Here is a 22,532-nt window from a genome sequence, read left to right as displayed (position 1 = left end):
GAGTGTCGAACTATTACGACGACGACGAGCCCACCCAGTACGCCCCCAGCTACGGCGAGTACTCCGAGCCACCCGCGCCGCCTGCTCCCGAGCCTGTTCCCTGGTACCGCAAGCCCGCCGCACTGATCGGCATGGGCGCCGCGGGGGCCGTCATCGCGGCGCTGGTCATCTACGCCCTGGTGCAGCTGTTCTCGTCAGACTCCCCGTCGACGACAACGACCACCACCACTACGACCACATCGGCGACGACCACATCGGTCGCCACCACGGCACCGGTGGTTCCGGCGCCGACTCACACCGTCACCGAGACCGTGGTGCCCACGACGACCACAGTCGAGGAGACCACCCCCACGACCACCGAAACCACCGCTACCGAGACCACGACCACAACGACTTCGCCGACGACGACCACGACGACCGCACCGGTGACGACGACAACGCAGCCGCCCGCGGGCAACCCTTAACCTGGCTCGGCGGGAGTTATCCACAGGTCCTGGAAATGCTTCTGGCCGCCGTAGCGTTCGCCCACGAGTATCGAGTTGGTGGACGTCGGCAATGTGCTTCGCCAACAGGACGGGGTGATCTCGCGTCGGCAGGCCTTGGACGCGGGCCTGCGGGAGCACGAGATCCGGCGACTCCTCAGGCGCAACGAGTGGGCACGGGTCCACGTCGGGGTCTACGTCGACCACACCGGACCACTGACCTGGTCGCAACGTGCATGGGCCGCAGTGCTTTACGCGGCACCGGCCGCCCTGTGCTTCGAATCTGCCCTCGGAGCCGACGCGTTGCCCATCCATGTCGCTGTCGCGCAACAGCGGGCGATGCTGACTGAACCGGTGGGAGTCCGCATTCACCACCTTGCGAATCTTCATGAGCGGGTGCTGTGGAACGTCAGCCCACCGCGGATGCGCTTTGACGACGCCGTGCTCGACGTCGCATGCCGCGCCACGCGCGAACTCGATGCCATCGAGGTCCTGGCCAACGCCTGCCAATCGCGGCGCACCACCGCGCGGCGGCTGCTGCAAGTGCTCGATTCTCGGGCACGAGTCCGTCGTCGCCGGTGGTTGCGCGCGGTGTTGGTCGATATTGCCGACGGCACCTGCTCGGTTCTGGAGCACGGCTACCTCGTTCGCGTCGAACGTCCGCACGGTCTGCCCAAGGCCGCACGACAGAAGCGGTCCACGTCGTCGGTCGGCGTCTGCTATCGCGATGCCGAGTATGGCGAACGGCTCATCGTCGAGCTTGACGGCCGGGTGCACCACGATTCTGCGACCAGGCGGGATGCGGACTTCGAACGGGATCTCGACGCTGCGGTCGACGGCCGTTCAACCGTCCGGCTCTCCTACGGGCAAGTCTTTGACCGGCCGTGCCAGACCGCACGCAAGATCGCCCAGGTGCTGCAACGGCACGGGATCGCGGTGGCCGGCCAGCCGTGTGGGCCGGGCTGTGAGTTCACTCGACTGGACCGCGCCGCGTAGTCGTCAACACCTAGGTTTCCAGTCAATATCAAGCAGGAATCCTCGGTTTAAGTGCGACTCAGGGTGTGGGCACCGCTGAGGTGGGTGCAGGCTCAGGCACCTGGGTGGGCTCGGGCGCCTGGGTGGGCTCAGGCGCCACAGTCGGCTCCGGTGCATGCGTGGGCTCAGGCGCCTGCGTCGGCTCTGGGGTATGCGTCGGCTCCGGCGAAGGTGAAGGAGTCGGCGACGGGCTGGGCTCCTGCGTAGGCGTAGGCGTGGGCGTGGGACTCGGACTTGGCGACGGCGACTGCGACGGCTCAGGCACCGGCGGCTTGAACGTCGGGATCGGCAGTTGCGGAAGTGTGACCGGTGGAAACACCAACGGCGGCACCGGGATCGGTGGGATCGCGGCAGGCGGAGGCGGAAGCGCAGGTGCCGGAGCCGGAGCGGCCGGCCGAGGCTGGGGTGCCCGTGGTGCCGGGGCCACCCGCTGCGGGGCCGGGGCCAGCGGCGCGCTCTGGCGGCTCTGCACCAACCATGGCGCAGCCGCGGGTCGGGGAGCAGCAGCCGGCGCACCGGCCTTGGGTCCCGGCCACGACGGATCGCGAACCACCACGGTTCGGGTGGGCGGTGCGGATGCCGCGGCCGGCGCCAATGGCGACTCAGCCGGAACGTTGTGCGGCGCAGACAAACTGGAGCCCAACGAAGCATCGAGGCGGTCGGCCCGTGCCGACAGCACCATGCCGACCGTGCCGACGACGGCGAGGAAGACCCCCGCGTAGGCCACCACTCCCCCACGCCGATACCAGGCACGACGCGGCGGAGTGGGCGCCACGGGCGCTTCGGCGAACACGAACTCGGGGCGGGCTGAATCCTCGGTCACCGACTCCGGGACGAACGCGGCGACCTCAGCCGCCGAATCTTCCACCGACCAGGCCAGCGCAGACGCGGCCACAGTAGCCGTCCCCGTCACGGGAACCGCAGCGGGTGCCACCGCCACTTGCGTCGCGGTCTCGTCGGCTCCGCGGCGGCCCAGCAGCGCGGCCCCGACTGCGGCAATCACCTGCGCCTGCGGCACGGTGGTGACCGGCATCCGGAAGGAATCGGAAAGTCGTTGGGTGACAAGGGGTATCCGCGCACCACCGCCGACTGTGACCAAAGCGGACAACTGTGCGGGGTGAATGCCGTTGCGGCGCAGCAGGTCCAGCAGCGCCTCGATCACGCCGCCGAGCGGCTCGGAAACCACCGCGTCCAGTTCGGCACGGGTCAACCTGATCGTGCCGGACGGACCGTCCAGGCTGGTCGCACTCTCATCACTCAGGCGTTCCTTGGCGGCCCGGCACTCGTCACGCAGTCGGCCCAGTGCGGCCACCGCTGCGGTGCCTGCCGGTTCGGCCTCCAGATTGCGCAGGACGTGGCGGAGCATTTCCTGGTCGATCAGGTCGCCGGAAAACTCGTCGAACCGCACCGTCTGCCCGATCGTGGCGAACCCCGCAGAAGCGTCGGCAAGGGTCAGGCTGGTGCCGGACCCGCCGAAATCACACAGGGCGACGACGCCGCGGGCGGGCAGACCGGGATGTGCCTGGATGGCCGTCAGCGCCGCGACAGAATCGGGAACCACGCGGACGCCGGGCATCGCGCGCCGCACAGACTCAACGGCACCATTGCCCCAATGCGCGGGCACCGTCACCACCGACACGTCGGGCCGATGTGTCGGGCTGGACTCCCGCGTCAGTGCCTCGACCGCGCCGGCCAACAACAGCTCAGCGCGGTGCGTCGAACCGTCCGCGGCGACCAGCGGCACCGGGTCGCCGACCCGTCCCACGAAATCGGTGAACACCAACCCGCCGTCGACCGAAGGCACGCCGACCACAGGCCCCTGTTGCGCGGACACGGTGAGCACCGCCCGCCGCACCAGCGGCGCATGATCAGCGATCGCCACCAGATTGGTCGCCCCGACGGACAACCCCAGGCAATCACGCATACCTGTATGTCGACGGCGAGGCCGGATTCGTTAGTACTGGCGTGACGCGTACTCGGCGACCAGCGCCTCGGCACTGCGCACCGCGGCCCGGCAGGCCCGTGTGGTGAACGGATCGTTGAGCGGGTGATCCGCCCGCCGCCGCCAGCGCTGCGCCGCGGCGAAGGCCGAGCGAGGCCCGTCGAACGGGGCGTCGGGCTGCAACCCGAGTCGGCTGGCCGCATCGGTGCCCGAGCCGCCGATGATGCGGCGCAGTGAGGCCATCTCGTCCTCGTTCAACGTCGTGGGACGCGAGCGCAACAGGCTGAGCAACCGCAGCTCTTCGAAGGCATGAGTGTCGGCGAGCAGCGGGTCGATGTCGGCCAGGATGTATGGCGTTGCGTAGATCGGGTTGGCCTGCACGAACTGCCGTAACGACAGCAGCGCGGTGTGCGCCTTGAGCAGCTCTGAACGCTGTGCGAACTGCTGGTCGATCACGTCGCGCAAGGCAATCAGGCCGCTGCGTTCCAGCAGTTCGTCGGCCAGGGCGACGGAGTCGGACACCCCCGCGTGTATGACCGCGATCGAGATCCGGATGCCGAACATCCCGAACCGGTCCAGCAACGCCGCCCGGGTGGCCGCGTCCACCGGCAGCGCACTGTCCTCGCGGACGAACCGGTCCACCGAGAGCATCGCCTTCGTCAGTTGGGCGGGCTCGATGCTTGCGAGCTTCTGCAGTGCGACGAATTCGCTCTGCCGCAGCGTGCGGGCGGTCAGGGCGAGCAGTCCGGACACCGGGACGACGGCCTGGCAGATGCCGGTCTTGTCCATCTCTTCGGTGAACCGCTTGGCCACGTCCTTTGCGGACATCATCGCGTCGATGCGGCCGGCCCCGATCTCGTCGGCCCGTGAGGCCACGCCGATGACGCCGAGCGCGCCGGAGGACCCGCCGACCAGCTCACCGATCTGTTTGAGCAGCGCGATGTCGGCCGCGTTGAGGGTGCGCAACAGGAACACCACGGCGTCGACGCGGGGCACGCCGTCCTCTGGCACCAGCAGCCGGTGGGTTCGCAGCGAGACGTCACGCGACAGCGACGAGGTGCCAGGGGTGTCGATGATCGTGGTGTCGACGAGCTCGGCAGCCGGCCACTCGACGTCGAGGTCCATCACGTCTTCTGGGTTGAGCCCGGCGAAGCTGAAGGTCAGACCGCGGTCGTGCGGGTCTCGCGCGATCGGGACATTGGAGCGGCGGCCGCCGCGGTGGTTGGCCGTCACCTTGGGTGTGGGCCCGTGCCGGAACCAGGTGACGATGCGGGTCGCCTCGGTGGCATCGGTGGGCGCGATGTCCTCCCCGACCAGGGCGTTGACGAGCGTCGACTTGCCCGCCTTGAGCGGGCCGGCCAGCGCGATGCGGATCGGCTGGTTGAGCCTGCGCCCGATGCGGTCGAGCTCGTTGTGCACGTCGGGCCGATTGAGGTAGGCCGGGTCGCCCCGGTACGCCTTGATGGTGCCGCCCAGAATCGAGCGCACCTGATCGGCCGTGCTCACGCTGCGGAGTCCACCCCTTCCAAACCGGAAACCCGGAGATCGAAAACTAGCTCTTGGAGCTTAGTTGCCCGCTGCGGCCAGGTTCTGGGCGTGGTCGACCACCTGGGTCAGGATGTTCTTCTGCCGCTCCAACTCTTTGACCCGAGTGTTGCGTTCGGACTCCTCGGTCCTCGCCGCAGCGAGCGTGGCCTGCAGCGACTCGTTGAGCGACCGGGTGGTCTGGTTTGCGATCTCGCGGTAGTGGTCGCGCAGTTGCCGCTGGATGCCTTTGAGCCGGTCCCGCGATTCCTTACCGACGACGAAGGCGACGTCGTCGATGAACTTGCGCATGTTGGTCTTGGCCTCAGCGCGCACCCGGAGCATGCGGTTCTCCATGTCCTCCTTGTAGGCCTTGCGGCCCAGCACCAGACCGGCGCCCAAAGACAGCGGGTTGAACATGCCCAGCCCGGCGAAGGAAGTGAGCATGCCGAACATCAGCACACCGCCGTAGGAGCCGCGCATGCCGGTGATGACCTTGTGTCCCGCCTTGATCGGTTTGGCCTCCAGGCGGGCCAGCGATTTCATCTCACCGAATCCGGCACCCATGTCGCGCGCGTCGATCTGCGGCAGCTGCACCGCCTCCAGACCCGCCTCGGTGAAGGTGCGGGCGACTTCGGCGGCGAGCGCCTCGGCACGCTGGTAGGCCCAGACGAAGTTGTCGCCGACCGCGGTGGCCACTGCCTCCTCCAGCTCCGAGCCGATCTCGGCCCAGTGCAGCGTGGGGTCGCCGGTGTCGATCACCTTCTCGGCGTGCTGGGTGATGTTGCGGAACCGGTTGCGCAGATCGTGGTCGACGTCGGCGGTCAGGTCGGAGATGCCGTCGTTGAGCACCTGCTGCCACAGCGCGGTCTGTTGCAGCGCATCCTGGGCTTCCTGCTTGCGCCGTTCCAGCTCGGCGGTGAGTCGCTCGCGTTCGTCGGGATCGGTGAAGGCGGACAGCTCCGAGTCGACCGCCAACAGCAGATGCTCTGCGGCCGAATGGATTTCCGCGACCACCTGGTCGCGGATCCGGTCGCTCTCACGGTTCAGCACTCGGTCGGACAGGAACTTCACGATGGCCGGGAAGTTCGATTCCTCGTTGAGCTCTTTGTCGTTGAGCTGGATCGCGTGGCTGCGCAGCACGCTGGAAACAGGGGTGATGGGCACGTGCACGCCCGCCCGCTGCAGGTGGCCGGTATTGGCGCCGACGATCTCACGCCAATGCGGGTAGAGGTCGGTCTTGGTCGCGACAATCGTTGCCACCGGGCAGATCTCGATGGCCTGCCGGATGAAGGTCATCTCCGGTTCGGTGAACTCCTGGCTGGTGTCGCTGACCATCAGCAGCGCGTCGGCGTCGGGCAGCAGGCCCAGGGTCGCCGAAAGATGCGGCTGTCCAAGGCCGCCGACACCCGGAGTGTCGACGAAGGCCAGCCCGCCCTTGAGCAGTGGGCTCGGCGCGGTGACCTCCACCCGCAACACCTCACGCCCGCCGGCCTGGGGAGCCCGGCGCAGGTCGTTGGTCACCTCCGAAGGCGGGATCTCGATCAGTTCGGGTTCGGCCCCGTCGGGCCGGGCCACCACCAGCCGCGCCGACGGCTGCTCACCGTAGGCGACCACCGTGGCCAGCACGGTGGACTCGTCATCACCGACGCGGGCCACCGGAATGTTGAGCAGCGAGTTCAGCAGCTGGCTCTTGCCCTGCTTGAGCTGGCCGGCGATGACCACCCGGATCTGCGGGTCGCTGATGCGCACCTTCGCCACGCGCAGCCGCTCCACGAGGTCGCCGCGGTCGTAGGTGGCGGCGATCGTGCTGGTGTGGTCGATGAGTTCGACGATCACCTTGACCTTGCGCGGGTCGCCCGCTGCGGCGTTGCGCTGGTCGTTCGGTTGCGTCATCAGATTTCCTCCTGCGTGCCGGGCTCAACGGTAGGCGCGCCAATAGGGCGGGGACCACCCGCGTACGGATGGCCCCCGCCCCTATGGCGATCGGATCAGAAGGCGTCGAACCCGGTGTCGGTCGCATTGTGCGACGCGACGTCGGTGTGCGACTGCGACTCGTAGCTGTTGCCGGAACCGAATGCCGAGCTGGTGTCGTAGCTGTTGCCCGACGCGAGCGCGGTGTTGGTTTCGTTGCCGGAACCGAGTGCAGTTTCGTTGCCCGAGGCGATGTTCGACGAGTAGGACGAGGAGTTGTCCTCGACGCTGGAGTGCGTCTCCGTCTGCACCGAGGTGCTAACCGAGTTGTCCTGGGTGTTGCGGCTGCCGTAGTCGCCGTCGACCGTGGTCTGGTTGCCGCCGACCGCGGTGGTGGACGCATCGGTGAGGATGATCGAGCCGGCGTTGCCACCGTCGCCACCGGAGGCACCACCGCTGCCGATACCGATCAGGCTGTCGCCGCCGGAAGCGCCGCCGCCGTGGCCGCCGCTCATATCGACGTCGCTGATGACCGGGCCCTCGTTGTCGGAGATCAGGTCCCCGCCGGCGGTCTGCGAGTTGTCCTCGATGTCGTTGTCCTTGCCCACGGCGACGTTGGATCCGGCGCCGGCCCAGATGTCACCGTTGTTGGTGGTGTTGCCGTCACCGAGCACGGCGCCGTCACCGCTGACGATGTCGCCATCGTTGTCCCCGTCGACCACTACGCCGCCGTTGGTGGCGGTGTTGGTGCTCTTGTCGCCGAGGGTGATGTCACCGAAGCCGAGGTTGAACGCACCCTGCTGGGCGTTGGCGCCGGCGTCCTGGTTGGGGCTCATGATCGGCGTGTGGTTGTTGCTGGCGAAATCGGTGTCGTTGTGGCTGGCGAAATCGGTGTTGTTGCGGCTGGCCACCTCCGGCGCGAACTGGGTCTGCGGGGAGAACGGCGAGGCCACCTGGTTGGCGAACTGCGCCGGGATGCTGTGGTGATCGGCGACCGCGCGCTGCAGGCCGAGCACCGGGTTGCCGCCCCCGAGGAGGACACCGGCTGGGGCCGCGGTGGCCGCGACGGCGTGCAGCTGGGCCGCAGTCACGTTCGGCAGGCCGGCGTCGCGCAGGCTGCCGTCCGGGTCGGCGATGAACGAAGCTGCCGAGGCGGGGCTGCGGAACAGGTCCAGGATGAAGTCGATCAGTGAGATTGCCATTGCTCCAACCCTTTCGGTTGTTGTGGGAAGTTCTTGCGAGTTCCCCCGCCGGGCTGTCCGGCGATCTGGAGACCAATTTATGGATCCGCGGCAGCCCCGGAAACGGGGTCGATTCCCCTCCCCGTACCGCCCCTACTCGGGGTGCAGGGGGTTACCCCAATAGGGGGTTAGGGGATAGGTGGGGGTAGCGGGTCCAAGCCCCAGTAGTATTGACGTTTCCGCAGGTAAATGCGAAAAAGCGCACGACCACTTGGGTCGTGCGCTTTTCCGACGCGGGGCTGATCAGTCGAAGATGTCGAATCCCCCACCGCTGTCGGTGTGGTGCTGGTCGTCGATGATCGGCTGGGCCCAGTCGGGAGTCGGCGCCGGATCGACGATCGGCGCGTCCTCGATGACGGGCTCGGTGAGCTGCAGCGACAGATCGTCGAGCGGCTGATCCGCCAGGCCGCCATCATCGATGGTCGACGCGGCGGTGGCGAGATGGTCCAGCGAGCCGGACTGGTCGATGACGTTGCCCGCCGTCGCGTCCCAGGCGTCGTTGGGGGAATCGAGCGGCACGTGATCGCCGAAGGCGTCGAACGCCGCCGTCGCAGCGCCGCTGGCCCATACGTTGCCGCTGGAGTCGGCGGCACCAAGGTCGCCGAATCCGCCGTTGGCGCCGGCCGTCGACAGCGACTCCGAGACGACGGGAATCAGGTTGTTGACGTCCGCGCTGGTCACATCGGTCAAATGAGCGTCGGCGATAGCCTGTGCCGGATCCGCGGCATAGTGGGCAGCGGCGTCAGGGTCGCGTACCAGCGACATCACAAAGTCCAGCAATGTGTTCGCCATGCTCCACCTCCTCAACAGTTCGATTTGAATGCTAGCCAGCTGTGAGGGCGCTGGGATCGGTGCCGAACCCACCCCTCCCAACCCGGCATTAGGGGGGCGGACATTAGGGGATTGACGCCACTAGGGGATCAATCACGGGCTGCGGAGGTCTCAGCAGCTAGGGTGAGGTTTCGGCCGAGACAACAGGAGTGACGCCTGATGACCGACTCACTGGGATTGTCGATCGGGATGACCAACCTGGTGGCAGCCCGCGAGGGTCGCCAACCGGTGATCCGCCGATCGATCCTCACCCTGCACAACGACCGCGCCCCGGACGTGGGCGAGTACGCCGGCAACGGACTGCCGCTGGCCGGCTTCGTGGAGCGGGTGGGTGATCCGGTTCCGCTGGTCGCCGCCGATGGGTCCCAGCACCGCGGTGAGCTGGTGCTGGCCGAGGCGTTGGCCGCGATGGCACGCCTTGCCGGTGGCGGCGCACCGGTGGTGATCGCCGTGCCGGCGCACTGGGGTCCGAGCACCGTCAGCGCTCTGCGCGATGTACTGCCTCGTTATCCCGCGCTGGCCCCCAATGGCGCCGCTCCGGGCCTGGTACCCGACTCCCTGACCGCGCTGGCGGCCCTGCAGGCCGATCCGGGGTTGCCCACCGAGGGCGTCGTGGTGTTGTGCGATCTCGGTGGCAGTGGCACCAGCGTGACCCTGGCCGACGCCGGTGCGGCGTTCGCCACCATCGGACCGACGGTGCGTTATCCGGATTTCTCCGGCGACCTGATCGACCAGGCCTTGCTCAACCATGTGCTCAGCGGCGTCGCCGCGGCCAACGATGCCGACCCGGCAGGCACGGCAGCTGTGGGATCGCTGGCCCGGTTGCGGGCCGAGTGCCGTCAGGCCAAGGAGCAGTTGTCCGCCAACACCGCCGCGGTGATTCGCACCGAGCTACCAGGGTTCAACTCCGATGTCCGGGTGACCCGTCCCGAACTCGACCAACTCATGTCCGCGCCGCTGGCGGGCCTGTTGGATGCCATCGAAGACACGTTGCAGCGCAACAACATTGCGTTGTCGAGTGTGAACGCGGTGGCCACCGTCGGCGGTGGTGCGGCGATTCCTCTTGTCACCCAACGGCTCTCGGAACGCCTACGCACAACGGTCGCCACCACTCCGCGCCCACAGTTCAGCGTGGCCGCCGGGGCGGCACTGGTGGCCGAGCGGGTCATCGACGCGGGTGCGCCGACCGGGATGGCCCCCATCGTGGCGGCCGCCGAGGCGCCAACGGGTTTGGCTCCCGAGGTCACCGGCGCCGACGCGCCGACGGGCATGGCGCCGACGAGTCAGGCGCCGGCAGCCGGGGCCGAATCGGGCAACTTCGGAGCACTGGCCTGGTCGCAGGACGACGCGCCCGGCAATGAGCCGGTGCCGTATGCGGGCGGCGAGTACGAGACTCCGGCGGGCTCGACGGCAGCGCGGCCGTCGGTCGAGTTCGCCCACGACGAGGAGATGTTCGACGCCGGCCCGGCTCCGCTTCCCTGGTACAAACGCCCGACGATCCTGTTCGGCGCCGCAGCCGCGGCCGTGCTGCTGGCCGCCGGCGGGCTTGCGGTGACTTTGACCAGCTCCGAAGGGGATTCGACCCCGGTCACCGAGACGAGCACCACCTACTCGATGGAGGGGCCGCCTCCTGAGCCGGTCACGACCGTGACCGAGGGGCCGGACGGAGTCAAGACCACCACGGTCGTGGTACCGCCGCCTCCGCCGCCGGAGACCACGACTCCACCGCCGGAAACCACCACGACGACCAACCCGACCACCACAACGACGACCACCACGACAACGACGACTACGCAGCCGACGACAACCACCACCACCCGCACCACGACCACCACGACGCAACCGCCGACGACAACCACGCAGCCACCGACTACGACAAAGCCGCCCACCACCACCCAGCCGCCGGTCACGACCACTGCGGCGGCGGAGGGCGACGGCGGCGCCTAGGCCGGCCGTGATGACCGCACCGGATTCTGCTCCGGAGCTCCCGTTGGCGGCCCGGCCGGCGATCGACGCCGTCCTGGCCAACCCGACCGCACCGGTCAAGCTGCTGGTCTCCGGCGGCATCGGAACAGGCAAGAGCACGGTGCTCGCCGAGATCCGCGAGGCGTTGCGCCAGGCCGACCGCGTCGTGTTGACCCGTGCACCCCGACCGGACGACGCACCCGAAGCCGCATTCGTCATCGACGATGCGCACCTGCTCGACGACAGCGAAATCGACCGCCTCGCAGAGAAAGTCGCCGATTCGTCCTCGACCGTCGTGGTGGCGAGCGAGCCGTTGACTCATCGCGTGCCGTTGGTCGCCTTGGCTACCGCCCTGGAACGGGAGAACCCCGCGGTCCGGCTCGGTCCGCTGACGGTCGCCGATGTGGGTCGGGTGCTGAGCACGGCTTCGACAGCGCCGGCGACTCAGGAAACGGTTCGGTCGGTGCTGGCCGCCACCGCGGGGCTGCCGTTTCTGCTGTCGGCAACAGCGGTGGCCGAGGCGCAGGCGGACGCGGCCCGGTTCACCCTGCTGCAGCGGTTGCGCCGGCTCGACGACGACACCCGCGACGCACTGCTGATCCTGTCCTTGAGTCACGACCTCGGTCCCGACGATGTGGCGGCCGCGCTGCGATTGCCCAGCGCCGAGGCGTCAGCCCTGGTGGATCGAGCCCGGGCCGGCGGCCTGGTGGAGCCGTCACACGACCGGCGGTTCGTGCGGATGGTTCACGAGTCACTCGCCCAGATCGCCGGCGCCGCCCGCCACCATGAGATCGAAACCTCGCTTCTCACTTCACAACTCGAGCTGTCCACATTGTCGGCCGACCTCGCGGTGCGGCTGGCCGAGCATGGCCTGCGTGACGACCGGCTGGCCGAGGCACTCGCCGAGCACGCCGCCCACAACCGCGCCCGGCCCGCACGGGCAGCCCGCCTCTACCGCGCCGCGGTCACAGCGGGCGCGGCGGCGGTGAGTACCCGACTGGCCGATGCACTGGCCCTGGCCGGGGACTGCACGACGGCGGCGCGGATGGCCGACGAGCTGCTCGCCTCGGAGGATCCGGCCGAACGGGCCACCGCGGTGCGGATCGCGGCCAGCGTCGCCCTGCACGACGGCGGCGCGGCCCAGGCGGCCGATCTGTTCCGCTGGCTCGGCTCGTACCCGGATGTGCTGGTCAGCTCAGCCGCCGCGACCTGCTTTCTCGCCGCTGGTGACGCCGAGGCCGCGCGAGCGTCGTCAAGTTCCGACGCTGTCGGGCCACCCACCTCGACGGCACGCGCCGCCCGCAGCCTGGCCGAAGGTTTGGTGCTGTCGCTCGATCAGCCGTTCGCCGTGACCGTGGCTCGGCTGGGCCAGGCCGTCACAACGGAATATCAGGCCGGCGGCGTCGCCCCCGACACCCCGGCTGCGTTGGTGACGCTGGCGGCGCTGCACGGGGGCGACTCGGTGCGCGCGCGCAGTGTGATCAGCCGGGCCGTCCGCGCGGGGGCGGCCGGTGACGAGGCATTCAGCGCGGCCCGGCACCGCCTGCTGCTGGGCTGGGTGAAGATGCAGGACGGTCAGCTCGGAGCGGCCGGGGCCGACGCTGCCGCGGCCGAAGCCGGTGAGGAGCTGCACCGGCGCGACGCCTTGTGGGCCGCCGCGCTTCGTACTGCGATCGCCCGGCGCAGCGGGGACAGCGGCGCAGTGCAGAAGTATTGGTATGCCGCGGTGGAGGTGCTCGCCGAGTATTCGATCGACCTGTTCTCGCTGCTACCGCTGGGCGAGTTGTGGGTGGCCGGTGCCCGCATGCGTCAGGTCGACCGCCTGGAGCACACGCTGGCCGAGGCGTGGAATCTGCTTGCGGCGCTCGGCAATCCGGTGTTGTGGTCGGTGCCCCTGCATTGGGCCGGTGTGCACGCCGGGATCCTGGCCAACTCCCCCGGCGCCGTCGCCCCACATGGGCAGGCGTTGACGGCGGCCGCCGGGCAGAGCGCCTTCGCCCGCGCGCTGGCCAATGGCGGGCGCACCTGGTTGCGAGTGCTGGCCAACCACGTCGACATCGACGAGGTGACGGGCGCAGCTCGCGCACTGTCCCAGTTTGGCCTGACCTGGGATGGCACCCGGCTGGCCAGCCAGGCCGCGCTGCAGACCCCGGACGCGCGGGTGTCACAGGCGATGCTGCAACTGGCCCGCGATCTGAAGCAGACCAGTGCGGTCGAGGAGGTCGAGGTCGCGTCATCGGCGGCTCCGGCCGGCGCTTCGACGCAGCCCGCCCCGGCCCCGGCGTCGACCAAGCTGTCCGACCGCGAGCGCGAGGTCGCCGAACTCCTCCTGCTCGGGATGCCCTACCGCGACATCGGCAGTCAGTTGTTCATCTCGGCCAAGACCGTCGAGCATCACGTCGCCCGCATTCGGCGGCGCCTCGGCGCTGAGTCCCGTACGGAGATGATCTCGATGTTGCGGGCGATGCTCGCGCCGCAGGGCTGAGCCGCGATAACGCGGGGGATTGCTGTCAACATGTGGCAGCAATCCGCCGCGTAGTGCCGATCAGTCGCTGCTGGCCCCGCCATCGTCGCCGGCCTCGCGACCCCCGCAGTGAGATGTGGGCGAGCAGCTACGTGCATCGCAGTCCTTACCTCGTGGGTGTGGTTCGGACGCTCAACGGGTCGCTGAGCCGTCCGCTGCGGGAATGTAGCCACGAATGCCGTTTTCGACATTCGCATTCTTTGCCACTTTTCGATTCTTGACGTGGCGGCCGCCGCCGACAGGAGCTGAGAGCTATACCACTGTGCCCTCAAAGTTAGGTAAGCCTCGGTAGCGGTAAGAAACACCTAAATGTCACTATGAGCTGAAGGAAGCTAAGTTACCGACGGGTAACTATGCCCAAGTTACCCGCGAGTAACTCGCGAATGGAGGCGTTTCTGGTGGAGAGTCTCGAACACACCCTTGTGGTGGCGCGGCTGATTCTCGGTGTGCTCGCCACGCTCGTCGTTTTGGCGTTCGCCGCCAAGCGCGTCATGTGGCTCACGAAGCTGATCAGCTCGGGTCAGAAGGTCGGCGACGAGCGCGGCCGTAAGGACCATCTGGTTGAGCGCTTCCTGAACCAGAACAAGGAGGTCTTCGCCCAGTCGAAGCTCCTGAAGTGGTCGATCCCCGGCATCGCGCACTTCTTCACCATGTGGGGCTTCTTCGTCCTGGCCACGGTGTACCTCGAGGCCTACGGCGTGCTGTTCGACCCCGAGTTCCACATCCCGTTCGTCGGCCGCTGGGCGGTACTGGGCTTCCTTCAGGACTTCTTCGCCGTCGCCGTGCTGGCCGGCATCATCGTCTTCGCGATCATCCGTATCCGGAAGAACCCTGAGCAGCTGGGCCGCGAGTCCCGCTTCTACGGCTCGCACAACGGCGGCGCCTGGACGATCCTCATCATGATCTTCCTGGTCATCGCGACCTACGCGGTGTTCCGCGGTGCGGCCGTCAACGTGCTCGGCGAGAACTTCCCCTACCAGTCGGGTGCCTTCTTCTCGGACGGTATGGCCAAGCTGCTGGCTCCGCTGGGCCACACCGCCAACGTCTGGCTGGAGAGCCTGGCGCTGCTCGCCCACCTCGGCGTCATGCTGGCCTTCCTGCTGATCGTGCTGCACTCCAAGCACCTGCACATCGGTCTGGCCCCGATCAACGTCACCTTCAAGCGTCTGCCCAACGGCCTCGGCCCGCTGCTGCCGATGGAATACAAGGGCGAGAAGATCGACTTCGAGGATCCCGCCGAAGACGCGGTGTTCGGCAAGGGCCGTATCGAGGACTTCACCTGGAAGGCCAACCTCGACATGGCGACCTGCACCGAGTGCGGTCGCTGCCAGTCGCAGTGCCCGGCCTGGAACACCGGCAAGCCGCTGTCTCCCAAGCTCGTGATGATGAACCTGCGCGATCACCTGTTCGCCAAGGCGCCGTACATCATCGAAGGCAAGGAGATGCCCGAGGAAGGCTCGGTCGACTTCGCCAAGCTGGGCGACAGCCTGCACGGCCACGGTGTGCCCGAGGACGGCTTCGCCCGGATCGAGGGCTCCGGCCCCGAGCAGGCGCTACGCCCGCTGGTCGGCACCGCCGAGCAGGGCGGCGTCATCGACCCCGACGTGCTGTGGTCCTGCACCAACTGTGGCGCCTGCGTCGAGCAGTGCCCGGTCGACATCGAGCACATCGACCACATCGTCGACATGCGCCGCTACCAGGTCATGGTCGAGTCGGAGTTCCCCGGTGAGCTCGGCGTGCTGTTCAAGAACCTGGAGACCAAGGGCAACCCCTGGGGCCAGAACGCCAAGGACCGCACCAACTGGATCGACGAGGTCGACTTCGACGTGCCGGTCTACGGCGAGGACGTCGAGAGCTTCGACGGCTTCGAGTACCTGTTCTGGGTCGGTTGCGCCGGCGCCTACGAGGACCGCGCCAAGAAGACCACCAAGGCCGTCGCCGAGCTGCTGGCCGCCTCGGGCGTGAAGTTCCTGGTCCTGGGCACCGGCGAGACCTGTACCGGTGACTCGGCTCGCCGCTCCGGCAACGAGTTCCTGTTCCAGCAGCTCGCCGCGCAGAACGTCGAGACCATCAACGAGCTGTTCGAGGGTGTCGAGACCGTCGATCGCAAGATCATCGTCACCTGCCCGCACTGCTTCAACACGATCGGCCGCGAGTACCCGCAGCTGGGTGCCAACTACACCGTCGTGCACCACACACAGCTGCTGAACCGCCTGGTCCGGGACAAGAAGCTGGTTCCGGTCAAGTCCACCGGCGGCCCCGAGGTCACCTACCACGACCCGTGCTTCCTGGGTCGCCACAACAAGGTCTACGAGGCTCCTCGCGAGCTGGTCGAGGCTTCCGGCGTGACACTCAAGGAAATGCCCCGCCACGCCGACCGCGGCCTGTGCTGTGGTGCCGGTGGTGCGCGGATGTGGATGGAAGAGCACATCGGCAAGCGCGTGAACGTGGAGCGCACCGAAGAGGCGATGGACACCGCCTCGACCATCGCGACCGGCTGCCCGTTCTGCCGCGTGATGATCACCGACGGTGTCGACGACGTGGCTGCTGCCCGCAACGTCGAGAAGGCCGAAGTCCTCGACGTGGCTCAGCTGCTGCTGAACTCGCTGGACAAGAGCTCCATCACGCTGCCCGAGAAGGGCACGGCGGCAAAGGAATCCGAGAAGCGGGCCGAGGCACGCGCCGAAGCGGAGGCCAAGGCCGCAGCTGCGGCACCGGCACCGGTCGTCGAGGAAGCCCCGGCAGCCGAGGCGGCACCTGCTGCCGAGGCACCGGCTGCACCCGCCGCTCCGGCCGCGGCTGCCGCCCCGGTCAAGGGCCTGGGCATGGCCGGTGGCGCCAAGCGTCCGGGCGCCAAGAAGACGGCGGCTCCCGCGGCGTCCGCGGCTCCGGCTGAAGCAGCCGCCGCTCCGGCTGCTCCGGTCAAGGGTCTGGGTATCGCCGGTGGCGCCAAGCGTCCAGGTGCCAAGAAGACCGCCGCTCCTGCGGCGTCGGCCGCTCCGGCCGCTCCGGCTGCCGAGGCACCGGCGGCCCCGGCTGCACCCGCGGCTCCGGTGAAGGGTCTGGGGTTGGCGGCCGGCGCGCGTCGTCCGGGTGCCAAGAAGGCTGCTCCTGCCGCGTCGGCTGCCCCTGCGGCTCCGGCTGCCGAGGCACCGGCTGCCGCTCCTGCGGCAGCCGAGCCGGCCAAGGCCGAACCGCCGGTCGTGGGCCTGGGCATTGCCGCAGGCGCGCGTCGTCCGGGCGCCAAGAAGGCCGCCCCGGCTGCGCCCGCCGCTCCGGCTGCACCGGCGCCCGCCGCGGAGCCGACCCCGGAGGCCGAAAAGCCTGCGGAGAAGCCCGCCGAACCCGCCAAGCCGGAACCTCCGGTGGTGGGCCTGGGCATCAAGCCGGGCGCCAAGCGCCCCGGCAAGCGCTGAGCACGTCGTTAACGCACCGAACGGCCATCTTCCGCAAGGAAGGTGGCCGTTCGGCGTCAGACGGGGTGTCAGCCCCCGCTGCCGCCGTAGGGCGGGGCTTTGACCGCGGGCGCCGCGACGGCGGGGGCGATCGTGCCGGTGTAGGTGACCGTCGTGGTCTCACCGAGGGTCATCGATCCGCCGGAGACGACGGTGGCCGGGCCCTCCGGTGCGCCACCCATGGTCGCAGCGATGACGCCCATCGCGACGACGGCGCTGCCGCCGAGCGCCGCAGCCAGGGTGTTGACTCGGAGGATGCTGGTAATTCGTGCCATCTGATTGCCAATCTTGTAGAACTTGTTGCTGACGCAAACACCCTTTGAGCTGGGAAAATAGGCGGCCGTTTGCGTTCCAGCCATGGTTGCGCAGGTTCAGGGACAGTGCGCGGCCACCCAAGGGAACCCACAGGGGCTGGCATGTGTCTGCCAGGAACACCCACGGTTGCCGCGCCTCGGCAAATCGGCGCACTGTGGCGGTGGCCACCTACAAGATCGGCAAATTCCAAAATCAGTGGACTGTGGTGAGACCATGGTGAGCGTGACTACCCATCAGTTGCCGTGGCATACCGGTCAGCACCCGAAGCCGCGTACGTTCGCCCAGTCCACGAAGCTGCAGGACGTCCTGTACGAGATCCGTGGACCGGTACACGAGCAGGCCTCACGGCTGGAAGCTGAAGGGCACCGCATCCTCAAGCTCAACATCGGCAACCCCGCGCCGTTTGGCTTCGAGGCACCCGACGTGATCATGCGCGACATGATCCAGGCCCTGCCCTACGCGCAGGGGTATTCCGACTCCAAGGGCATCGCCAGCGCGCGCCGCGCAGTGTTCACCCGCTACGAACTCGTCGAGGGTTTCCCCCGGTTCGACATCGACGACGTGTATCTGGGCAACGGCGTCTCCGAGCTCATCACGATGACCCTGCAGGCGCTGCTCGACAACGGCGATCAGGTGCTCATCCCGGCGCCGGACTACCCGCTGTGGACGGCCTCGACCGCGCTGGCCGGCGGCACCCCGGTGCACTACATGTGTGACGAGACGCAGGGCTGGAATCCCGACGTCGCCGACATCGAGTCCAAGATCACCGAGCGCACCAAGGCGCTCGTCGTGATCAACCCGAACAACCCCACCGGCGCGGTGTACAGCCGCGAAACCCTGGAACAGATGGTCGAGTTGGCCCGCAAGCATCAGCTGCTGCTGCTGGCCGACGAGATCTACGACAAGATCCTCTACGACGACGCCAAGCACATCTCGCTGGCGACATTAGCGCCTGACCTTCTGTGTCTGACTTTCAATGGGCTGTCGAAGGCCTACCGGGTGGCCGGCTACCGCTCGGGCTGGCTGGTCATCACCGGCCCCAAGGAGCATGCGACCAGCTTCATCGAGGGCATCAGCCTGCTGTCGAACATGCGGCTGTGCCCGAATGTGCCTGCGCAGCATGCCATTCAGGTCGCCTTGGGCGGTCATCAGAGCATCGACGATCTGGTTTTGCCGGGTGGCCGGCTGCTCGAGCAGCGAGACACCGCGTGGACCAAGCTCAACGAGATCCCCGGGGTTTCCTGTGTGAAACCAGAGGGTGCGCTCTACGCGTTCCCCCGCCTGGATCCCGAGGTACACGACATCCACGATGACGAGCAGCTGGTGCTCGACCTGTTGTTGCAGGAGAAGATCCTGCTGACACAGGGCACGGGATTCAACTGGCCCACACCGGATCACCTGCGCATCGTCACGCTGCCGTGGGCGCGGGACCTGGCCCAGGCCATCGAGCGGCTGGGCAACTTCCTGGCGAGCTACCGCCAGTAGATCTTCGCGCCGGCACTACGGTTTCTGGCGCAAATCTGCCCAAACCGCGACATAAAGCGTCGTCTGGGCGGACCACGGCCCACGGGAAACTGCTAGCCACTCCCTCTACTCTGTCGGGGTGGCGCACACGCATTCCCACTCCCATTCGCTGGCCGGCCCGTCTCCGCTGGGCCCGTTGGCCGCACGCGTCGTCGTGGGCCTGCTGGTGACCATCGGACTGGCGGTCCTGATCGGCGCGGCCGTGTTGTGGCCCAGCCATCAGCGGGTCGACATCCCGCTGCCTTTCCAGAACGCCGCGGGCGGCGCCGTCACCACCGAGGCCGGGCACGTGGTGTCCAGCAGCCTGGCCGACTGCGGCAGCCCGTCAGCCGGGGGTGTGCTGACCTCCAAACCGCAGCCTGCCGCCCCCGGCGGCGGCACGTGCGTGCAGAACCTGGTGGCCATCGATTCCGGACCGAACAAGGGCGCCAACACGCTGCTGGAGTTCACCACCGGCCCCGGGCAACCGAATCTCGTTGCCGGAGACAATATTCGGGTGAGCCGCCAGGTCGATGAGGCCGGCACGACAAGCTACGCGTTCTTCGACTACGAGCGCACCTGGCCGTTGATCGCCCTGGCCGTGGTGTTCGCCGTGGTGATCGTGGCGGTGGCGCGCTGGCGCGGGCTGCGGGCGATCATCGGCATCGTGGTGGCGTTCGCCGTGCTGATGATCTTCCTGTTACCCGCATTGCGCGACGGTGCCCCCGCGATACCGGTGGCGCTGGTCGCCTCGGCAGCCATTCTGTATGCGGTGATCTATCTGGCCCACGGCGTCAGCCTGCGCACCAGTGCGGCCCTGCTGGGCACGCTGACCTCACTGCTATTGGCCGCCATATTGTCCTGGGCGGCAATCGAAATGGCCCATTTGACGGGCCTGTCCGAAGATCAGAACAACGAGGTCGCCGCGTACCTGGGCAATGTGTCGATCACCGGCCTGCTGTTGGCCGGGTTCATCATCGGCTCGCTCGGTGTGCTCAACGATGTGACCATCACCCAGGCCTCGGCGGTGTTCGAGCTCGCCGAGCACGGCGGAAGCCGGCGGGCGATCTTCGTCGGCGCCATGCGGGTCGGCAGCGACCACATCGCCAGCACCGTCTACACCCTGGTGCTGGCCTATGCCGGCAGCGCGCTGCCGCTGCTGCTGTTGTTCAGCGTGGCCAACCGGTCGTTGGCCGATGTGCTGACGGGTGAGAGCGTGGCCATCGAGATCGCCCGCTCCGCGGTCGGTGGTATCGCGCTGGCCCTGTCGGTTCCGTTGACGACGGGGATCGCCGCAGTGCTGGCGACGCCGACGCCCGCGAAGGCAGACGTCAGCCGACGAGGTCCTTCTCGGTGAGTTCGGTGGCGGCCAGCGCGGCCGCCAGAGTGTCATGGCGGAACACCGAGGTGACGTGGTCGTGCACCACGCGGAAGGCGGCGGCCCCGGCGTGAGCCGTCCCGTCTGCGGCCCGGACGGTCTGTTCGACGACGACCACGCCGTCGTGCACGAACATCCGCCCCGGCGTCACGGTGTCGCCCGCAGATGCGGCCCAGTCGCGCAGCGCGGCATGGCCCTGGGCGGCCCCGGCGGCGTCTCCGACCTCGATGTCATCGCTGGACAGTGCGATCAGGGTGTCGATGTCGTGGTCGTTCAGCGCGTCATGCCAAGCCAGAACCGTGGCGATCTCGGAAGTGGTCATGAACGAAACGTACGCCACTCAGAACGGTGTGCGGTCGAGCCAGGTGTCCCAGGTTGCGGTGTCGCCGAACACTTCGATCCCGAGGTCGGCCGCACTGCGCCGCCGGGTGATGGCCAGCAGCAGGGCGTTGGCCGACCCGCGCAGCGCGACGGTGCCCTTGCCGTGGCTGTGCGACCATCCGAGCCCGTCCTCGTCGTGCTCCACCGTCCACTCCCCTGTCGGCCCGAGCCCCTCGTCGGTGGCGTGCAGGTGGATGCTGGTGTTCAAGGCGAGCGGTTCGCCGTGCCGCTTCTTGGCCATGCCGGTGGAGATATCCAGCCATTCACTGACCGCGTCGGCGGCGAGGTCGGCCGGCATGTCGAATGTGGTTCCCAGGGCCAGCGCGGCGTCGGTGTGGTGTACCGCCACCTCGTGCACGCGTCGTCGGATCCACCAACCCCCGGGTTTGGGGCCCAGAAACGTCCACACCCGGGTGTCGGTGCCGACCTGGTCGACGGCCTTGAGGATCTGTGCCGCACCGGCGTTGAGCCATTCGATCGCGGCGGCGAGATCATCGGGCGGTTTGCCCTCGTGGACCTCGCGGGGGTCCAGGGGTGACACCCGGCGCTCGGAGATAATCTGTGCCGCCCAACGGTTTCCGCGTCCGACATGGCGGAACAGTTGCTTGAGCGTCCACTCCGGACACGTCGGCACCGGCGTCTCAGGATCGCTGGAGGCGATCAGCTCCCCGAAGGTCCGGGTCTGGTCGAGCAGAGCAGCTCGGAAGTCCACGTCACGAACTTACCGCTGTGCGTGCCTTCCCGAGCGCGATCGGCAGAGTCGACCAACCCCGCAGGATTCGGGTCTCACGGCGGCTGCCTTCGCCGGCCGCCCGCGCGTCGGGGAACCGCTCGAAGAAGGTCTGCAGACCGACCTGGCCTTCCGCTCGGGCGAGGGCTGCGCCCAGGCAGAAATGCCGGCCGCCGGAGAACGAGAGGTGCCGGCCGGCGTTGTCGCGTTCGATGTCGAAGCGGTGCGGGTCGGTGAACACCGCGGGGTCGCGGTTGGCTCCGGCCAGATGGATGATGACGAGTTCCCCGGCCTGGACCGAGGTTCCGGCCACTTCGGTGTCGCGGAGGGCGACCCGCGCGCTCATCAGCACCGGCGAGTCCAGGCGCAGGATCTCCTCGACTGTGTTCGGCCACAGCTCGGGCCGCGCCGCCAGCGTCTGCAGGTGTTCGGGGTGATCCAGCAGCATGCGAATGCCGTTGCCCAGCAGGTTGACCGTGGTCTCGAAACCCGCCGCCAGCACGAGCCCGGCCAGTGCCCGCAGTTCCGATTCATTGAGCGGTTCCCCGGCGGCTCCGGCCTCGGAGGCCTGGATGATCTGGCTGAGCAGGTCCTCGCCGGGGTTGCGGCGCAGTTGGCGTAGGTGATCGGTCAGCCAGGTCTCGAACCCGTGGATGCCGGAGTTCACCTCCTGGTACTGCCGCCAGGTCAGCCCGATGTCCAGGCTGGGCGCGCCGAGCTCGCCGAAGCGCAGGATCTGTTGCCGGTCCGCGTCGGGCACCCCGAGGATGTCGCTGATCACCGCGACGGGCAGCTGCGCGCAGTAGGTGTCGACGATGTCGACCACCCCGCCGCCGTCCATCGAGTCGAGCAGCTCGTTGGCGGTGTCCTGGACCCGTTCACGCAGCCGGGAGACCGCGCGGGTGGTGAACACCGAGGACACCAGCTTGCGGTAGCGGGTGTGATCAGGTGGTTCCGTCGCGAGCAACGACGGCGGCATCAGGGGGTGCAGCCCGCCGGTATCGGTCTTGTCGGCCACCCACCGCAGCGGACGGGGCAGGTTCCCGCCGAGCCGCGACACCCGGAAGTCGTCGGAACGCAGCAGGTCGGTGGCGACGTCGTGGTCGAACGTCATCAGGAGCGCACGACCGCGCACAATCGGTCCGCGACGGCGCATCTCATCGGCGAAGGGCGCCGGATCCGCACGCACCGCCGGGTCGGCGATCAGCCGAGCCTGAGGATCCCCATGACGCATCCCGTACGCCGAGATGCCTCGAACCACCCCGTGCAGGGCCATCCACCGGATTCGTTCCCGCATGGCCCGAGCCTACGA

16 protein-coding genes are annotated in these 22,532 nt (G+C 68.3%); 7 read left to right on the top strand and 9 right to left on the bottom strand.

Annotated elements, in window-relative coordinates; all coding sequences use genetic code 11:
* Positions 1 to 2 precede the first annotated feature (2 nt).
* Positions 3 to 464 carry a hypothetical protein gene (locus G6N57_RS09020; protein ID WP_077740146.1) on the top strand — a complete coding sequence of 154 codons (462 nt, stop codon included), beginning with the start codon at positions 3 to 5 and terminating at the stop codon, positions 462 to 464.
* 78 nt (positions 465 to 542) lie between these two features.
* Positions 543 to 1,478, top strand: a complete 936-nt coding sequence (locus tag G6N57_RS09015) for a type IV toxin-antitoxin system AbiEi family antitoxin domain-containing protein (RefSeq protein WP_077740145.1) — start codon at positions 543 to 545, stop codon at positions 1,476 to 1,478.
* Positions 1,479 to 1,536: 58 nt separating this feature from the next.
* Here the strand turns inward: G6N57_RS09015 and G6N57_RS09010 are convergent, their stop codons facing one another.
* The 5 genes from G6N57_RS09010 to G6N57_RS08990 form a co-directional block, all read right to left on the bottom strand.
* Complete coding sequence (locus tag G6N57_RS09010; RefSeq protein ID WP_097925793.1) at positions 1,537 to 3,441, bottom strand: Hsp70 family protein; 1,905 nt, start codon at positions 3,439 to 3,441, stop codon at positions 1,537 to 1,539.
* A 30-nt stretch (positions 3,442 to 3,471) separates the two neighbouring features.
* Positions 3,472 to 4,965: a dynamin family protein gene (locus tag G6N57_RS09005; protein WP_097925792.1), complete on the bottom strand. Its 1,494-nt coding sequence runs from the start codon at positions 4,963 to 4,965 to the stop codon at positions 3,472 to 3,474.
* A gap of 60 nt (positions 4,966 to 5,025) precedes the next feature.
* Positions 5,026 to 6,879, bottom strand: coding sequence for an isoniazid-induced dynamin-like GTPase IniA (iniA, locus tag G6N57_RS09000; protein WP_077740143.1), 1,854 nt, complete (start codon positions 6,877 to 6,879; stop codon positions 5,026 to 5,028).
* A gap of 95 nt (positions 6,880 to 6,974) precedes the next feature.
* Complete coding sequence (locus G6N57_RS08995; protein WP_077740142.1) at positions 6,975 to 8,099, bottom strand: IniB N-terminal domain-containing protein; 1,125 nt, start codon at positions 8,097 to 8,099, stop codon at positions 6,975 to 6,977.
* Positions 8,100 to 8,381: 282 nt separating this feature from the next.
* Positions 8,382 to 8,930: an Rv0340 family IniB-related protein gene (locus tag G6N57_RS08990; protein WP_077740141.1), complete on the bottom strand. Its 549-nt coding sequence runs from the start codon at positions 8,928 to 8,930 to the stop codon at positions 8,382 to 8,384.
* Positions 8,931 to 9,128: 198 nt separating this feature from the next.
* Here G6N57_RS08990 and G6N57_RS08985 point away from each other — a divergent pair, with 198 nt between their 5' ends.
* The 3 genes from G6N57_RS08985 to G6N57_RS08975 all read left to right on the top strand — a co-directional run bounded on the left by G6N57_RS08985 (position 9,129) and on the right by G6N57_RS08975 (position 16,874).
* Entirely contained in the window at positions 9,129 to 10,916 is a 1,788-nt protein-coding gene (locus tag G6N57_RS08985; protein ID WP_097925843.1) for an Hsp70 family protein, read from the top strand.
* A gap of 10 nt (positions 10,917 to 10,926) precedes the next feature.
* On the top strand, positions 10,927 to 13,419 hold the full coding sequence (gene iniR / locus G6N57_RS08980) for an isoniazid response ATPase/transcriptional regulator IniR (RefSeq protein ID WP_097925842.1): 2,493 nt from the start codon (positions 10,927 to 10,929) through the stop codon (positions 13,417 to 13,419).
* A gap of 422 nt (positions 13,420 to 13,841) precedes the next feature.
* Entirely contained in the window at positions 13,842 to 16,874 is a 3,033-nt protein-coding gene (locus G6N57_RS08975; RefSeq protein WP_097925841.1) for a heterodisulfide reductase-related iron-sulfur binding cluster, read from the top strand.
* A gap of 68 nt (positions 16,875 to 16,942) precedes the next feature.
* Here G6N57_RS08975 and G6N57_RS08970 read toward each other — a convergent pair whose 3' ends face one another.
* Positions 16,943 to 17,188 (bottom strand): hypothetical protein, encoded by a 246-nt coding sequence (locus G6N57_RS08970; RefSeq protein WP_077741856.1) that lies wholly within the window; start codon positions 17,186 to 17,188, stop codon positions 16,943 to 16,945.
* A gap of 235 nt (positions 17,189 to 17,423) precedes the next feature.
* On the opposite strand from G6N57_RS08970, the gene G6N57_RS08965 reads away from it, so the two are divergent.
* Positions 17,424 to 18,713 (top strand): pyridoxal phosphate-dependent aminotransferase, encoded by a 1,290-nt coding sequence (locus G6N57_RS08965; RefSeq protein WP_077740138.1) that lies wholly within the window; start codon positions 17,424 to 17,426, stop codon positions 18,711 to 18,713.
* A gap of 118 nt (positions 18,714 to 18,831) precedes the next feature.
* Entirely contained in the window at positions 18,832 to 20,088 is a 1,257-nt protein-coding gene (locus G6N57_RS08960) for a YibE/F family protein (RefSeq protein WP_077740137.1), read from the top strand.
* On the opposite strand, the gene G6N57_RS08955 is transcribed toward G6N57_RS08960, so the two are convergent.
* From G6N57_RS08955 to G6N57_RS08945, 3 genes are read right to left on the bottom strand one after another with little or no spacing between them, the layout of a single operon-like run.
* Positions 20,063 to 20,431 (bottom strand): nuclear transport factor 2 family protein, encoded by a 369-nt coding sequence (locus G6N57_RS08955; protein WP_077741855.1) that lies wholly within the window; start codon positions 20,429 to 20,431, stop codon positions 20,063 to 20,065. The genes G6N57_RS08960 and G6N57_RS08955 overlap by 26 nt on opposite strands.
* Before the next feature lie 18 nt (positions 20,432 to 20,449).
* Positions 20,450 to 21,202, bottom strand: coding sequence for a maleylpyruvate isomerase family mycothiol-dependent enzyme (locus G6N57_RS08950; protein ID WP_077740136.1), 753 nt, complete (start codon positions 21,200 to 21,202; stop codon positions 20,450 to 20,452).
* Between the two features lies 1 nt (position 21,203).
* Positions 21,204 to 22,517, bottom strand: coding sequence for a cytochrome P450 (locus tag G6N57_RS08945; RefSeq protein ID WP_077740135.1), 1,314 nt, complete (start codon positions 22,515 to 22,517; stop codon positions 21,204 to 21,206).
* Positions 22,518 to 22,532: the final 15 nt, after the last annotated feature.

Origin of the sequence: Mycolicibacterium boenickei (genome assembly GCF_010731295.1) — a bacterium.
Classification (GTDB): Bacteria; Actinomycetota; Actinomycetes; order Mycobacteriales; family Mycobacteriaceae; genus Mycobacterium; species Mycobacterium boenickei.
The sequence above is the reverse complement of the archived record's forward strand: the minus strand, read 5'-3'. Positions and strand labels throughout refer to the sequence as shown.